Annotated in this window: 13 protein-coding genes; 8 read left to right on the top strand and 5 right to left on the bottom strand. The window is 38.1% G+C overall.

Going from position 1 to position 15841, the window contains the following annotated elements; genetic code table 11:
- Positions 1 to 661 precede the first annotated feature (661 nt).
- Positions 662 to 850: a hypothetical protein gene (locus O2942_11545; protein MDA0782880.1), complete on the bottom strand. Its 189-nt coding sequence runs from the start codon at positions 848 to 850 to the stop codon at positions 662 to 664.
- Positions 851 to 1522: 672 nt separating this feature from the next.
- On the opposite strand from O2942_11545, the gene O2942_11540 reads away from it, so the two are divergent.
- The 7 genes from O2942_11540 to O2942_11510 all read left to right on the top strand — a co-directional run bounded on the left by O2942_11540 (position 1523) and on the right by O2942_11510 (position 9384).
- A complete protein-coding gene (locus O2942_11540) occupies positions 1523 to 2053 on the top strand; it encodes a ClpXP protease specificity-enhancing factor SspB (protein MDA0782879.1) in 531 nt (176 codons plus the stop codon).
- A 381-nt stretch (positions 2054 to 2434) separates the two neighbouring features.
- A complete protein-coding gene (locus O2942_11535; protein MDA0782878.1) occupies positions 2435 to 4177 on the top strand; it encodes an ATPase, T2SS/T4P/T4SS family in 1743 nt (580 codons plus the stop codon).
- Positions 4178 to 4203: 26 nt separating this feature from the next.
- Entirely contained in the window at positions 4204 to 5406 is a 1203-nt protein-coding gene (locus tag O2942_11530) for a type II secretion system F family protein (GenBank protein ID MDA0782877.1), read from the top strand.
- Between the two features lie 13 nt (positions 5407 to 5419).
- On the top strand, positions 5420 to 6949 hold the full coding sequence (locus O2942_11525) for a hypothetical protein (protein ID MDA0782876.1): 1530 nt from the start codon (positions 5420 to 5422) through the stop codon (positions 6947 to 6949).
- 17 nt (positions 6950 to 6966) lie between these two features.
- Positions 6967 to 7635 carry a hypothetical protein gene (locus O2942_11520; GenBank protein MDA0782875.1) on the top strand — a complete coding sequence of 223 codons (669 nt, stop codon included), beginning with the start codon at positions 6967 to 6969 and terminating at the stop codon, positions 7633 to 7635.
- Between the two features lie 3 nt (positions 7636 to 7638).
- On the top strand, positions 7639 to 8628 hold the full coding sequence (locus O2942_11515) for a hypothetical protein (protein MDA0782874.1): 990 nt from the start codon (positions 7639 to 7641) through the stop codon (positions 8626 to 8628).
- A 21-nt stretch (positions 8629 to 8649) separates the two neighbouring features.
- A complete protein-coding gene (locus O2942_11510; protein ID MDA0782873.1) occupies positions 8650 to 9384 on the top strand; it encodes an ABC transporter ATP-binding protein in 735 nt (244 codons plus the stop codon).
- 222 nt (positions 9385 to 9606) lie between these two features.
- Here O2942_11510 and tmk read toward each other — a convergent pair whose 3' ends face one another.
- Positions 9607 to 10263 carry a dTMP kinase gene (tmk, locus tag O2942_11505; protein ID MDA0782872.1) on the bottom strand — a complete coding sequence of 219 codons (657 nt, stop codon included), beginning with the start codon at positions 10261 to 10263 and terminating at the stop codon, positions 9607 to 9609.
- Positions 10264 to 10408: 145 nt separating this feature from the next.
- On the opposite strand from tmk, the gene O2942_11500 reads away from it, so the two are divergent.
- Positions 10409 to 10822 carry a Fur family transcriptional regulator gene (locus tag O2942_11500; protein MDA0782871.1) on the top strand — a complete coding sequence of 138 codons (414 nt, stop codon included), beginning with the start codon at positions 10409 to 10411 and terminating at the stop codon, positions 10820 to 10822.
- Positions 10823 to 11053: 231 nt separating this feature from the next.
- Here the strand turns inward: O2942_11500 and O2942_11495 are convergent, their stop codons facing one another.
- The 3 genes from O2942_11495 to O2942_11485 form a co-directional block, all read right to left on the bottom strand.
- A complete protein-coding gene (locus O2942_11495; protein ID MDA0782870.1) occupies positions 11054 to 12205 on the bottom strand; it encodes a PilT/PilU family type 4a pilus ATPase in 1152 nt (383 codons plus the stop codon).
- A gap of 3 nt (positions 12206 to 12208) precedes the next feature.
- On the bottom strand, positions 12209 to 13291 hold the full coding sequence (locus tag O2942_11490) for a type IV pilus twitching motility protein PilT (GenBank protein ID MDA0782869.1): 1083 nt from the start codon (positions 13289 to 13291) through the stop codon (positions 12209 to 12211).
- Positions 13292 to 13363: 72 nt separating this feature from the next.
- On the bottom strand, positions 13364 to 15823 hold the full coding sequence (locus tag O2942_11485) for a tetratricopeptide repeat protein (protein MDA0782868.1): 2460 nt from the start codon (positions 15821 to 15823) through the stop codon (positions 13364 to 13366).
- Positions 15824 to 15841: the final 18 nt, after the last annotated feature.

The following is a 15841-nucleotide window of genomic DNA, read 5'->3' as shown; positions in this document are numbered from 1 at the left end:
CAAAGGCAATTATAGGGTAATCTCATGAGATCGCCCTATAATTTGTTTCACAAATTCAGGCGATGACGTATTATGCAGAGGTATTTTTTATAACTTTCCTCTTTGCGATTTATAATCCGAAATTTATTATAGAACCCTCTGCAAAAGTCAAAAACTACTCTCCCCTTGCCGGAGAGTTAAAAACACGAAGTGTTTTTGTGAGGGGTGTGGGGTCGGTAAGTGCTTGTTATACCTATATGTTTTGTCCCTCTCTAGCCCTCCGCCATAAGCGGGAGAGGGGTGTGTTTTAACAGAAACAGTATCTTGCAATTACAGCATATTGTTGAAAAAATCCCTCACCCCAACCCTCTCCCTAAGGGAGAGGGAGCTTTACAGAGCTTCCTATAGCTGCTTGAGTTCGCACGTAAAATAAGTTTGAATTTAATTTACGCACCCTGTCATCCTATGAAAAAAATTTAGTAAAATTTTTTATCACGGGATCCAATTCGAAAAGTTTAGGAAAACTTTTCGATATTAAAAAAGTTTCCTAACTTTTTTAATAGTGGATTCCACTATAATTTGTTTTACTAAACAAATTCGTGGAATGACATATATGCGTAAATTAAATTCAAATTTACTATAAAAATAGGCGAATTATAAATTAAGAATTTTTTAAGCTTGTTTAAACTGCACGTCCCGATCTGTTTAAGCTTTCTATTTCGGCTAATCTTCTTGACGTAAAGCTATCGTCTTGTGGCTGTATGGAGTTTTTTCTATTAACCTGCTCTAAGGGCGATCTTGAAAGGTCATAATTTTGATTTACTACTAAAGCTTCTTCAACTGAAGCGATTCTGGTTTTGTTGATGCTCATATATTAACCTTTTGTGAGTTAAGTTTAAACATTTATAATATATTGAAAGTATTTTGCATTAGAAGGTTGTTATCTGTGGGATTTATGCCTTCTTTATTCGTATCAACATATAACTTACATTATATTTATAATTAACATTTTAATTTATGCAAATGGTTTTTAATGATTTTTATAATTTATATGTGTAAATGTTGCAAAACCTTACAAAACCGTGTTATAATAAGGGTGTTCTTTTGAACTATGGTAATAAACGTCGCTTGGAATAGGCGTAACGGACCCGGGGGCGGTACCCGGCGTCTCCACCAAAGTCCACCAAAGTCCACTAAATCTAGTGAATTTTGGCGGGGACGAAATAGGATCGACGTGCGTAATAAAGAAGTAAGATTTTGCCCGGCATGATATCACCGTGAAGAATCAAATAAAGTAAATGCTACTTTAACAACAATGAAAGCAGCTAACGATAACGCAAAACGTATCGTTGTTGCTAATGACAACTATGCTCCTGTAGCAATGGCAGCAGCTGCATAACAAGTCATTAAGCGGTTTGGGGGACACCGGGCAACAGAAGTCCCCTTTTTTCTTGCAAGTTTTTAGTGTAAACATTAGACTTTGAAGAATTAAAAAAACGAGGTATGTTTTTTATTTTTTAAGATAAGTTGGTAATTTTTTAATATGAGTGACGATTTTATAGATTACGGAAAATTAATTGATGATGCTATGCACGTTATCGTACGTAAGGCTTTGCAACGTGTTAGCAAAGAAGGTCTGCCGGGTAAACATCATTTTTTCATTTCGTTCCTTACAAATTATCCGGGAGTGGTTATTTCGGATAATTTGAAACAAAAATATCCCGATGAGATGACAATTGTGTTGCAGCATCAGTTTGAGGATCTTAAAGTTACCGACAAAAGATTCGATGTGGTCTTAAGCTTTGATAATGTTAAAGAAAATATAGGTGCTCCGTTCGATGCACTCTTGGCATTTGCCGATCCGAGCGTAAAATTCGGTCTGCAATTCCGTCAGATGGATGAAATCTATGAAGATGATATGACGGAGTTGGAGGAGATGACCGAGGCTATTGAAAAAGAGCTGATGGAAGACCTTGAAGCTGAAAAACAAGACTCCAAATCAAAGAAAAAAAGCAGCAAATCTAAGAAAGAATCAGCAAATGTTGTTGATATTGATGCATTTAGAAAAAAATAGTGAAATAAAATTGTTTCATTTATTGCAAAATGTGATACAATAAAAGAGCATTTGACGACTATAAATTATAGTCAGGCGTTTTTTCGTAGGTAACGGGAGGCTAATTTGACAGACTTAAATCAGGGTGCTAGCAGTGTACCGGCAGGGGGAAATCCCCCTAGGACACATGCCGGTATAAACCCGGATAGAATGAAAACGGAACCTAAAAATATCAGCACTAACATAGCTGCCGGTAACCCTAATCCTAAATTACAGCAAAAGCAAAATACATTAGGTCAAGTACCCGTATCCAAGGGATCGGGCGGAAATATTAGCGAAAATAAAGCCCAATCCTCAACTGTTCCTCCGGCTCCGATTTCTAGTGGTTCTAAAGTGCCGCCGATGCCGGTTGCCACTAAAGATAGTGAAGGTAAAGAAGGCGAGCCTGTTAAAAATGTACCGTTGGGTGAAAAGCTTCTAAATAAAGGTCTGATATCAAAAGACCAGTTGGAAACCGCTCTGACCGAGCAGAAGAACCAGCCTAAGGGCAAGAAGAAGATGCTCGGAGCCGTACTTATCGATATGGGCTTTATTACCGAAAGTACTTTAGGTGAGGTTCTGACCGAGTCGTCCGGCGTAAAAATATTCGATATTAAAAAAACGGTTCTGGATCCTAATTTAATCCAAAAAGTTCCTAAAGATGTCGCTATGCGTTCAAAAGCCGTTCCGGTTGCTATGGAAGACGGTGCCGTCCGTGTGGCTATTACGGATATTTACAACATTCTTGCCATTGACCAGATAAGGAAGTATTTCCCGAGGACATTAAAAATTGTTCCCGTATATGCTCCTGAGAGCGATCTGCTGGAAATAATCGACCAGTATTATGGTTATGAAACTTCAATAAGCGGTATTTTAAGAGAGATAGAGACGGGTATCTCCGATAAAGATAAGCAGATAAACGGTGAAATGGACGGTTATATTAATCCCACCGTGCGTCTGGTAGATGCTATTTTAGTAGATGCTATTAAACGGGGAGCTTCGGATATCCACCTTGAGCCTGAGGGAAACTTTGTAAGGCTGCGTTACCGTATTGACGGCAAGCTTATTCAGGTAAGAAGCTTCCATAAGGATTACTGGCCTGCGGTGGTGGTAAGGATAAAGATTATGTCCGGTATGAACATCGCCGAAACAAGAAATCCTCAAGACGGTCGAACAAGTTATTTCGTATTAGGACGTGACATTGACTTCCGTGTTGCTACGCATCCTACCGTATTTGGTGAAAATATCGTACTGCGTATATTGGATAAGCGTAAGTCATTAGTTCCGTTGGAACAATTAGGATTGTCTGAAAAAAATGAAATTTTGCTAAGAAAGCTACTGAAGCGACCTGAAGGAATTATAATTGTTACAGGACCTACGGGTAGCGGTAAAACAACCACTCTTTATTCTATATTGAACCTGATAAACGAGGTTGATGTCAATATTATGACATTGGAAAATCCGGTGGAGTATCAGTTGTCAATGATACGTCAGTCGGACATTAAAGAAGATAAGGGTATGGATTTTGTTGACGGTATTAAATCGTTAATGAGGCAGGATCCTGACATCATATTCGTGGGTGAGGTGCGTGACGAGGCAACCGCCAGTATGGCGATACGTGCTGCGATGACGGGTCACAAAGTATTTACTACATTACACACCAATGATGCCGTAGGTGCGATACCGAGGCTGGTAGATATAGGTATTCCGCCGCATCTTCTTGGAGGTTCGTTAATTTGTGTTATCGCTCAGAGATTGTTAAGAAAGTTGTGTTTAAATTGTAGACAGGCGGATCATATAACCGAAGAGGAATCAAAAATCTATAGGGTTGATCCTAGTCGGAAAATAAGAATATTCCGCAGGAAAGGGTGTGAAGAATGTATGCATACAGGATATAAGGGGCGTATTGCGGTGCATGAAATATTCCCTTGTGATAAAGGGCTTGATGAATTGATATCAACGGGGGCATCAAGGAGAACTATGGTTCAGTACGCAGCTGAAAAGGGGTTTGTTCCGATGGTAAATGACGGAATAAAAAAGGCACTTGCGGGCATAACCGATCTTGATGAATTAATAAGGACGGTAGATATGACCGAAAGGTTATAATAAAATTAACAAAGGTAAAGTGAAAAATGCCTATATATAATTATGTAGCATTAAATGAAAAAGGAAGGAAGATACGCGGCAATATTTCGGCGGTCAATGAAGTTGACCTTGCCGAGAGGCTGAACGGTATCGGGCTTGACCTTGTTGATGAAAAAGTTGCCAAAGAAAAAAAAGGCGGAATGTTCAATAAAGTATCGCTACAGGATAAGATTCTGTTTTGCGTGCATATTGAACAATTAGAAAGAGCCGGTGTGCCTATATTGGATTCAATAGCGGATATCAGAGATTCTGCCGATAGTCCTGCTATTAAAGATATGATGGCTGAAGTATTTGATGCGGTACATTCGGGTAAAATGCTTTCTAAAGCTCTGTCGGAACACCCCAAGATATTCGACTCGGTATTTATAGCACTTGTTGAAGCCGGTGAAAAATCAGGAAACCTACATGAAGTTTTCCACCATTTGGGACACCACTTAAAATGGGTGAATTATATCAGAAGCAAGATAAAGAAAGCGATATATTATCCTACGTTCCTACTGTTTTTGATGTTCGGAATCATATCGTTGATGATGCTTTTTGTTATACCGAAATTATCTTCGTTCCTGACTGCTCAGAACTTTGATTTGCCGATTTACACCACTGCTTTGATAAATACGTCAAACTTTTTTATAGATTACTGGTATTTGATATTTAGCGTACCGATATTATTAGTTATTATAATAAAGATGCTTATAAAATTTTCAGATGGTTTTGCTTATAATGTTGATGTGTTTAAATTAAAAATACCGGTTGTGGGTACTACTATAAGTAAGATTGAACTGGCAAGGTTCTGCCATTTCTTCGGAATTATGTATAAAAGCGGTATCGGTATATTAGATTGTCTTGATGTAGCGAATAATGTTGTAAAAAATAAAGTTATATCTGAGAATGCCAGTGTTATTAAAAAAAGTGTGTCGGAGGGTAACTCGTTAACCGAATCGCTGAAGGTTTCAAGCCGTTTTCCGAATCTGGTGATAAGAATGTTCAAGGTCGGGGAAGAAAGCGGTAACCTTGATGTAACCATTGAGAACATTAATTTCTTCTATGATAAGGAGGTTGAGGATTCGGTTAATAACATGGTCGGTGTAATACAACCGTTTTTAACTATTGTAATGGGTCTTATAATGATGTGGATATCGTTAGCGGTATTCGGGCCGTTATATAACAGCTTTAGTAAAATGAATTTTTAAAGGGGCTTTGTTCGTGGGATTAGGTAAAAATAAAAAATTTATATTGATGATAGGTGACGATGGTGCCGTATTAGTACTCGTTGATAATAATAAGGTAGAAAAAAGGCTTTTTACAAAATCAGCATCTTTGAGTGACAGAAGGGAGTTTAACGCTATTTTATCAATACATCCTAACGTTCCTGTTTGCCTGACAATCGATATAATGGAGCAATCATATACAAAGCAGGTACTCCCTGCGGTAAGTGCAATGGCTATCGGTAAACTTGTCAAGAAAAGGCTTGATAGAGATTTTGCCGCATCAGATCTTAAAGGGGCGATATTATTAGGTCGTGATAGCGAAGGCAGGAGGGACTGGATATATCTGTTTGCGTCTTCACCGCTGACTTCAACCGTGTCAGAGTGGATAGATTATATATTGTCAATGCCGAATAGGTTCGAAGGCATATATATGCTGCCTTTAGAGATGGAAAATCTTGTAAGGTCGATGAATAAAAAATTATTAAAGCCGAAAGAAGAGGCTCCTTTATGGCAGTTTTTGGTAACAAGCAATAAAACGGGCGGCTACAGACAGGTTGTAATATATAAAAACAGGGTTATATTCACACGTCTTATCAGAACCGGAAAAGATACTATAGTAGAAATAGTTGCCGGAAATATTGAGCAGGAAATACTTAATACTATTGATTATATCCGCAGGCTCGGTTTTAACGATGATAGCGAGATATCTATTTCGGCAGTATTGCCTAAAGACATCAAAAAAAGTATGCAGGACGTAAAGATTAACGGTCGCCCGATTAATATATACACTCCTCATGAATTGGCGGCTCTGATTGATTTGAAAGATGTTGCCAATGAGGACGATAAGTTCTCGGATATAGTTCTGGCAGCTAATTTTATAAGAATGAAGCCTATCCTTACTTTGGATAATCCTCAGATGAGGTCGTTAAACGGTCTTCTAACTCTGAGTAAAGTTATCACTACGATGACCGTATTAATAACTCCGGGATTAACTATTTTTGCCGGATATCTGATTTTTAATATATTTTCTACCGACAGTGACATAAAAAAATTAGAAAGCGAAAAGGTGAGTATTGAAAAAAAATGGAAAGATGCTCAAAAAACAGATGATTATAGCATTGATGAGGCAAATAAGATAACCAATGTTTATAATCTCCATACTATCCTTAAGAACGTTCCCAACCCTCTTAGCATTGTTGAGAAAATAGCAGTGCCGCATATGCGATATGCGATAGCGAAGTCTTTTTCATGGAATCATACGCAAACTAATGATCAAAGTAGCGGAAATACAAAAAGCGTGGAAACGGCAACGTTTGAGCTAAAATATGTTGATGTGGGTAATTCGATAGAAGACCTGCTCAGGAATTTTGATAATTTTAACAGAAGAATAAAAGATGCAAGCAAGGGTTATGATGTAACTATATCCGAGCTTCCTTCTACTATTACATTTGACGAAAACAGGGAGGCTATACCCGTGCAGTTAAAATTAACAACGTCAAGTGGGGAAAATAATAATGATTTTTAATTAGAGTAGATTAAAAAATGCAGAAGAAAGTTGTAAAGAAAAAGATTATACTAAGTTTTGTTATATTCCTTATAATTTTAGGAGTATTTTCAGCCGTTATTGTTTATCTGTATAGCTTACAGGGCAAGACAAAACAGAAGCATGACTGGTTAAAGAATGACATTTCGTCTAAAAGGCAAAAAATAAACAGCCTTAGCGATCAGGCTGTAAAATTTGCAGAGGCTATCAGCGTGTGGGAATCCTTTGATGAAGAAACAAAACAATTGCAGGGAATCAGGATTACTCCTGCAAAACTTGTTATTGACGGGCTGGAAGCTAAGTATAAATTATCTAATTTTAAAGTTGTATTTTCTAAACCCGAAGATGTAAATGTAAATAAATATCCTGAACTGAGTAATGAGGTGGTAACGGTTTCAAGCAGTAATGTTTCGATAGATTTCTCCGCAGTTACCGATGAAGTTGTTTTTAATTTTCTTGCCGAACTTATAGAATCATTTCCCGGATATATTAATATAGATACTTTTTTCGTTGAGCGTCATCAGGATATTGAAAAAGAACATTTGGAAATGATAGCAAGGGGTGAATCTCCTGCTTTAGTTAATGTAAAATTGAGATTTATTTGGAGAGATTTCAAATATACACCTCCTGTCGAGGGAACACCACCTGAAGGTACTGAGGAGGGGTAAGAAATGAAGTTGATATATTTTGTAATAATTATTATTTTTATTATGCCTGATAACGCTTTATCACAAGGTAGAAGCGGAAGGGCGGCTAGTAATGAAGTCAAATCTGAAGGTAATGCGTCTGAATTGCCGAAAGCAGAAGGTGCTAATAAAGCAGAAGGCGAGAAAAAAGAAGAAGATCAAATGTTATGGAAGCTAGGCTCCGTAATGTATAGTAGTGAGAAAATTGAATGGGTGAGGAAGGCGACTATAGCTCATAAAAAACGCGTACCTTTGTCAAAGATATTGCCGGAGCTGTTCTCCGAAGCACCGAGAATGGTCGATAATAGAACAAGAAGGGCAGCACCGACAACCACTAATAATGTTGAGCCGATTATTGAGGTTCCTCAAATTGAAAGACCCAAAGAAGCTCCGGCGTTTTATTTAAGTTCTATATTATATCTGGCACCCGATAACTGGTCGGTTTGGATAAACGGTCAAAAAGTATCATTCGGAGAAGACTATAACAATGTTGAGATAGTAAAAGTAACTGAAACCGAGGTGACGATGGTCTGGCGTGATTCTATGATAGATTATGTATCTCCGGGGTGGCAGGATAAATATAATTTAATGGCTGATGACAGATTCATGTCGAATGAAAGGAACATAGTTGTGGATCTTGAAAGCGGTGACATTTCCTTTATGCTCGGAGTTAATCAGTCGTTTGATTCAATGTCTATGGAAATTATAGAGGGTGTTGCATATACTAAGGATATAGTTGTTCCGGCAAATGAGGCAAAATTAGATTCTAATGGAGTCAATATCAATGACCCGACCGGTTTAGCGAGTGATGTTAACACTATGGTAGATAGTGCATCTGAAATAGTTAATAAGGTTTTGCCTAATGAAGTAAAAAATAATGATAATCCTGCTAGAAAAAAAATCGATCCTAGTTTACAATTCAATAAAGATTATATTAGGCAGCTTGATGCTCTTCAGTCAATGTTAGGTAAATAATTAATATAAAGGAATTATAAAGTGGCAAAAAGTAAGATAGCACCTCTTTCGGTTAGTTCGGTTTCTAAGGATTTCAAAGAAAAAAAAGTCCTGAAAAACGTATCACTCAGTGTTAGACCCGGAGAAATATACGGTCTTATAGGGGTTAACGGTGTCGGTAAAACAACATTGATTAAAATTATCCTTGACCTGTTAAATTCCGATAAGGGTGAGACTAAGTTCTTTGATCAGGACACTACCGACCCTGATAGCCGCAAAAATATTGCCTATCTGCCGGAGAAATTTTATCCGTCACCATTCTTAAAGGGAAGGGAGTTCCTGTCATTGTCTTTGTCATATCACGGCAAAAAACTGGATATAAAGGAAGCAAAGGCAAAAGCTAAAGTTCTTGACCTTGACCCTAAGGTGCTTGATCACCGTATCGGTAAATATTCAAAAGGTATGGGGCAAAAACTCGGGTTGTTATCAATGTTTCTTGCCGGTAGTCCGTTGCTATTGCTTGACGAGCCTATGAGCGGACTTGACCCTAATGCGAGGATTAAGCTTAAGGCTTTGTTAAAAGAGTATAAAGAACAGGGGAATACCGTCTTTTTTAGTTCACACATTCTTGCCGATATTGAAGAAATATGCGACAGAATGGCGGTTATGCATAACGGCAAGCTTATCTATGAAGGTGATTCCGCTACATTCTTGAAGAAATATAAGGAAAAAAACCTTGAGATGGCGTTCCTAAGAGCAATTGAGTCCGATAAATAGGTTTAACCGGTTTTATAGTATTTACAGAAGCCTCTGCAAAAGTGTGTAAAGTTTAAATCTTAGTTCCTTCTCCCTTTGGGAGAAGGTTAGGAATAGGGAGGGGCGTTTCAACAAAAACAGTATATTACAATTAAAGTATATGTTGAAAAAATCCCTCACCCCAACCTTCTCCCAAAGGGAGAGGGAGCTTTTACAACCTTTTGCAGAGCCTTCTATAAATTACTATAGGCTTGTTGCTTCTTTTAAAGATAAAGACAACTTCTTATTGATAATTTCAATTATCTTTTTGTGGATACTCTCTACCGAATCGTTAGCGTTAATTACAAAACAACGCTCCGGTTCTTTTTTAGCTATCTCAAGAAATCCCTTGCGGACATTTGAATGAAATTCTTTTCCCATTTTCTCATATCTGTTTTCGGTATTGCCGCGCTTTGCCGCCCTTGCTATGCCGTCCTCAATAGAAATATCCAGAATAAAGGTGAGGGCAGGGGAAAAGTCGCCCAATATTTGTTTTTGCAATGATTCTATTTTTTCAAGCCCCAGACCGTGTGCGTATCCCTGATAAGCAATTGTCGAATCGGAAAACCTGTCGCATATAACGAACTTTCCGGTTTCCAAAGATGGTTTTATCAGATTACTGACATGGTCTTGCCTTGCTGCAAGATGTAATAATGTTTCCGTGATAGAATCCCACTTATCTATATCACCGGTAACTAATAGCTCCCTTATTTGCTCGGCACCCTTGGTCCCTCCCGGTTCTCGTGTGAGTGCAACATCTATATTGTGGTTATTGAAGGCTTCCTTTAATAATTTGCATTGAGTTGATTTCCCGCCGCCTTCGCCACCTTCGAATGTAATAAATTTACCGATATTTTTCATAGCACCTTTGTAGATTTCCTATAATATATGAATTTACCGTTGATTTGTATAAAAAAACTTAATTATTATTTTATTATATAGCAAAAGTAATATAAAGTATCTACATCTTCGTAAATTGCTATAGTCAGATGACGCAGGAGTAAGGATGACAAAAAAACTTGAACAGTTATGTATTGAAAAAGGATTAAAGATAACCGAACAACGTCGTGTTATATTAAAGATAATATCCGAATCCAAAGATCATCCCGATGTTGAAAAAATATATGAAAGGGCAGTCAAGAAAGATGCAAAAATAAGTATAGCTACCGTTTACAGGACGGTTAGAATGTTTGAAGAAGGCGGAATAATCGAAAAGCATGATTTTGGTGACGGTAGGGCAAGGTATGAAGAATCATCAGATGAACACCACGACCATCTTATAGATATCAGGAGCGGGAAAGTAATTGAGTTCAAAAATGATGAAATCGAAAGATTGCAGGAACAAATTGCAAAAGAGCTTGGTTATGAACTGGTAGACCACAGGTTAGAGCTTTATGCCGTTCCAAAGAAAAAGCAGTAACTCTATAGAACCCTCTGAAAAAGTCAAAAAACTACTCTCCCCTTGCCGGAGAGTTAAAAACACGTAAGTCTTTTTGTGAGGGGTGAAAACTCGCAAGTGTTTGTTATACCTGCATGTATCGCCCTCACCCCAACCCTCTCCCACAGGGAGAGGGAGCGTTTGCCCGTTTTGCAAAGTCTTCTATAGGTGAGTAGAGTAAATTCAATTCAAATCTACTATAATACGGTTTTTTTAGTCAAGATCATTAGATTTACTGTTTGAGTAGCCTGACATAGACCTGTTATTTAAAGAGTTCATCATTTCTACCGTTGCAGCACCTGTCTGGTTTATACGAAGCTTTAACGCAGAAGGGTTGTCGGATTCATCAATAGCCGTTTCAAGGGAAATTTTATGAGATGTGAACAGGTCGTATAACGATTGATCGAAAGTCCTCATGCCCAGATTATAGAAACGTTCCTGAGAATCTTTGATATCGTTTATTTCTCCCTTGATGATATGGTTTTTTATCAATCCCTCGTTCAGCAATATATCGGCCGCCAGTTCACGTTCTTTTTTAAGTCCGTTTACAAGCCTTTGAGAGAAAATAGCTATAAGGTTTTGTGCCAAAGTTGAGAGTACATATGTTCTGGTATCATCGGGAAACAGGTTTATCATCCTGTCAATTGCCTGAGATGCGTTGTTTGAGTGAAGTGTCGCTATACATAAGTGACCTGTTTCCGCAAATCTTATAGCGTGTTCCATTGCGTGACGGTCACGTATCTCACCTATTGCTATTACGTCCGCCCTTTGACGCAATGCATTCTTCAGTGCGTTATTATAAGATACCGTATCAATGCCGACTTCTCTTTGTGTGATAATGCATTTTTGATGTTCGTGGACAAATTCAATAGGGTCTTCAATAGTTACCACGTGTCCGGACATATTTCTATTACGATGTCCTATCATTGCCGCCATTGAAGTTGATTTTCCCGACCCACCCGGACTTGCCAATATTATCAGCCCTCTTTTACGCATAATGGCTTTAGCATAAATTTCAGGAAGGCGAAGCTCTTCAATAGTAGGAATGTTACAGCTTATCCTGCGGATTACAATACCGTTTTGTTGTTGCTGACGAAAAAAGTTAAATCTGAAACGCTGCTTGGAACCTCTGGTAAAGGCAATGTTCAATTCCATTTTTTCTTTAAATTCGGCAATATTATCCTTGGTCATCAACTCCTGTATAAAGTGGTCTATATCAATAGGTCTCAAACCGTTTTTTGCAATAGGAACTATCTGATCGTCCTGCATACGTACAACAGGCGGATGACCGATAGTTAAATACATATCCGATCCGTTTTTCTTTACTAATTCATCAAGATATTTATCAACAAGAAGTTCGCTCATATATTAAAAAACTCCTTTTTCTCTTGTTGTACCGGCGGATTCTTTATCCGCTTCCCCTAAAGTTTGGTTTAACGCCTGTCTTGCGGTATCCCTTGTAATTAAGTCTTCTTCCAGTAGTCTGTAAACGCTGTCTTTCATAACCTGCATACCGTGTTTTGAACTAACCTGCATCATTGAGTATATCTGAGGTATTTGACTATCCCTTATAAGGTTTCTGACTGCCGGACTGGCTATTAGTATTTCGTTAACCGCCAATCGACCGCTGCCATCCGATACTTTTACAAGTAGCTGGGTTATTATCGCCTCTAAAGAGCCTGCCAGCATTGTTCTTGCCATAGGTTTGTCACCTTCGGAAAAAGCGTCAATTATCCTGTCTATAGTTTTAGATGCCGAGCTTGTATGTAATGTTCCGAAAACCAAGTGTCCTGTTTCAGCCGCAGTTAAGGCAAGGCTTATTGTTTCAAGGTCACGCATCTCGCCTACCAGTATGATATCGGGGTCTTCACGTAATGCACTTTTTAACGCTCTTTTAAATGAATTTGTCGAAGTTCCTACTTCCCTTTGATTTATAAGTGAATTTTTAGGTTTGTGGATAAACTCGACAGGGTCTTCAATAGTTAATATGTGCTTGTTACTATACTGATTTATATGGTCTATCATTGCCGCCAATGTTGTTGACTTACCGCTTCCCGTAGGACCGGTAACTAAAATAAGCCCTTTAGTGCGGTCAAGTAATGTTTCCAAAACCGGAGGAAGTTTTAACTGCTCTAATGTCATTATGTCTGACGGTATCGCCCTTAATGCCGCTGCCGCCCCGTTTACCGTATTAAACGCATTCACACGGAAACGACCTTCATTTGAAAGCTCTATCGCAAAGTCCAGCTCAAGTTCTTTTTCATATTCGACACGCTGCTTTTCACTCATTATAGAGTAAAGCATTTGAATGATGTCATCATTGGTTAAGGGATTCACCCTAAGTTGTATAATGTCACCGTTTATACGTAACATAGGAGGAGATGCGACCGTTAAGTGCAGATCCGATGCCTTGTTCTTCCTTGAAAATGCTAATAGCTCGTTTATGTCCATCTTATATATTTCTTATGAAATTTGATTACTATAAGTTAGATTATAGATGATAAATATTAAGAAATTCTAAACTTAATTTATAGAAGATAACTTTCCTTGTAAGTAATCCATGCGGCTTGCAATGGCGTTGACAGAACCCGGTATTACAGCACCGCCCTTAGCAGCTTCTAAAACCTGCTTGTACAGACTTATAGCTTGATAGTGTTTGTTAAGTTTGTCCGATGTTATGGCTAAGTTGTACTTGTAAGTAATATTATCAGGTGATAATACCACGGCTCTCCTTAAATAACGTTCGGCTGTTTCCGGCTGACCGAGTTTTAAATATATCATTGCTATCTGAGCCGGTATAGGACTGAAATTACTGTTTATCCTTTCGAGTTTTTGCAACTCCAATAAAGCACTTTCAGGTGATTCATCGGATACAAGAACAAGGAAATTATTAAGAACTTCTTTATTATTAGGCTCTATGCGTAATATCTTCGCATATGTGGCTCTTGCCTGCTCATACTGGTAATTTTTATGATAGGCGGTAGCCAGTCCGAATAAAGCGTCCATATTATCCCCGTCAAGTTCAAGAACCTGATTATATAGAACTACGGCAGCAGAAGTTTGACCCGCAAGTAAAGCATGATAGGCTTTTTCCATTTTTAGGATTTTTTCAGATTCAAGACCTGCATTTTTGGATAATGATATTTCCATTCCCGAATTGCTTCTTATTACATCTTCATCTTCATATGCATCGGTAGCACCCGAACTACGTGATATACTCACGTTCTTTGACAGGATTGGTACTTCTTTTTTCTCTTCTGCAATAGACGGGGCAACTTCCCTTATAGTCTCTATTACCGAATCAGGTAGTTGTTTATCTTTTGGCAATGCTTTGCGTTTTTCATCAAGCATTTCAAAATACGCTTTGTCCTCGGTGCTTAACTCAAGTTTTTTCGGTTGAGGGGAAACCGGTCTTTTAGCCTCCGTAGGTTCTTTAGCAACCGGCTTAGCGGCAGTTGCTATCTTTTTAGATGAACATTGTGTAGGGAATTCATTTTTAACGTCAAAATTTTCTTTACCGGCTGCGTCAAAATAATTTGTCGTTAATGTAGATAATATTGATGTATCACCCGAACTTAAAGTACAATCTATACCTTTATTGCCGGACATTGCGGTTTTGTAGCTACAGTTATCACCGCTTTTTACAATTGATACCTTTATAGCTTCATCACCACCGGCAGGATTAGGCATTTCACATTCGAATGACTCACAATTAGCTATTTTATCTGCCAGACCGTTACAGCTTCCTAAAATTATTTTTTGTTGTTCTTGACGTTTCTTTTCTTCTTGTTCTTTTTTTAACTTTTCTTCCTCTATGCGTTTTGCCTCAGCCAGTTTTTTTGCGTCCTCGGCGGCAGCTTTTTCTATATCCGATCCGTCTGTGTCGAAAAGCTCTTCAAAGTTCTCAAGCTCATCATCAATAGCACCAATGTCTTCGATATCTCCGTCAGGTGTATTTTCGTCCACTATACCGTTATCAATATTAGCGGTATCTTCTTCTTCGAACATTTGTGCCGGATTGAATGCTACTATCTCATCTTCAATACTTTCGGAACTATCATCGGTTCCATAAAAATCATTTTCTTCATCAATCAGGTTACCCGGATTATGTATGCCGGAAGCTTTTGATACGGAAGACTCATTTTCACCGGCAAAGCTTAATAGAAAATTATTCAGATGCCTTTTTAGCTTACTGTATTCGGATTGAACTTCATTTGAAATAGCGTTATTAACTTCAGCCTTAGGAGTGTCTTCATCAGAAACGTCATCAGAGGAAATTTCATTATAGCCTTCATCAGCTTCAAACTGCATTTCCATATCAGAGTCTTTACGATCGGAATCATCATTGCCGGAATCTTCATTGCCGTCAAAATCAGAGAACAAGCTATCAATTGAATTATTTTCATCAACGAAACTATTATCGTTGTCACTTTCATCTTCAGAAACGGCGTTAGAAACACCTTCAGAAGTGCCGTTAGTATCTTCGCCTTCTTCTCCCATAAGTAGCTTTTTAAACTCTTCTTCTTCAGGAATTTTTAAAGACTCTTCCTCGCGGCTGTTAAATACATAGTCTTCATCGTCTACCTTAATTTCCTTGTTTTCATTTTCGGTATTCTGTGCGGATACCTCTTCTTTATCGGTTTTTGTTTCTTTTTGCTCAGGTTTATTCGTGTTTGAAGACTGTTTTTCTATATCACCGGACTCGTCAACTGCGTCTACGAAAAGATCATCTTCAATGCCGAAATTCTCTTCAAAATCCTTTTCCGATAAAGACGATTCGGAATTTTTGGTAGATTTATCAGACTTATTGACTGAACCGCTCAATTCATCTAATTGATCGGTATCAACGTCAAATATGTCGAACTGTTCTTCCTGTGCTTTTAGGGTTTCACTATCGGCTGCAAATGCGGTTGAAGCCGATAAAAGGGCTGCATAGCTGATTGCTATACTAAGTTTTCTTAATTTTTTTAATCTATCTGACATAATTTCTATAAAAAGCTT

Source organism: Pseudomonadota bacterium (genome assembly GCA_027620075.1).
In the GTDB taxonomy this organism is placed as follows: domain Bacteria; phylum Pseudomonadota; class Alphaproteobacteria; order Rickettsiales; family UBA6187; genus 1-14-0-20-39-49.
The sequence above is the reverse complement of the archived record's forward strand: the minus strand, read 5'-3'. Positions and strand labels throughout refer to the sequence as shown.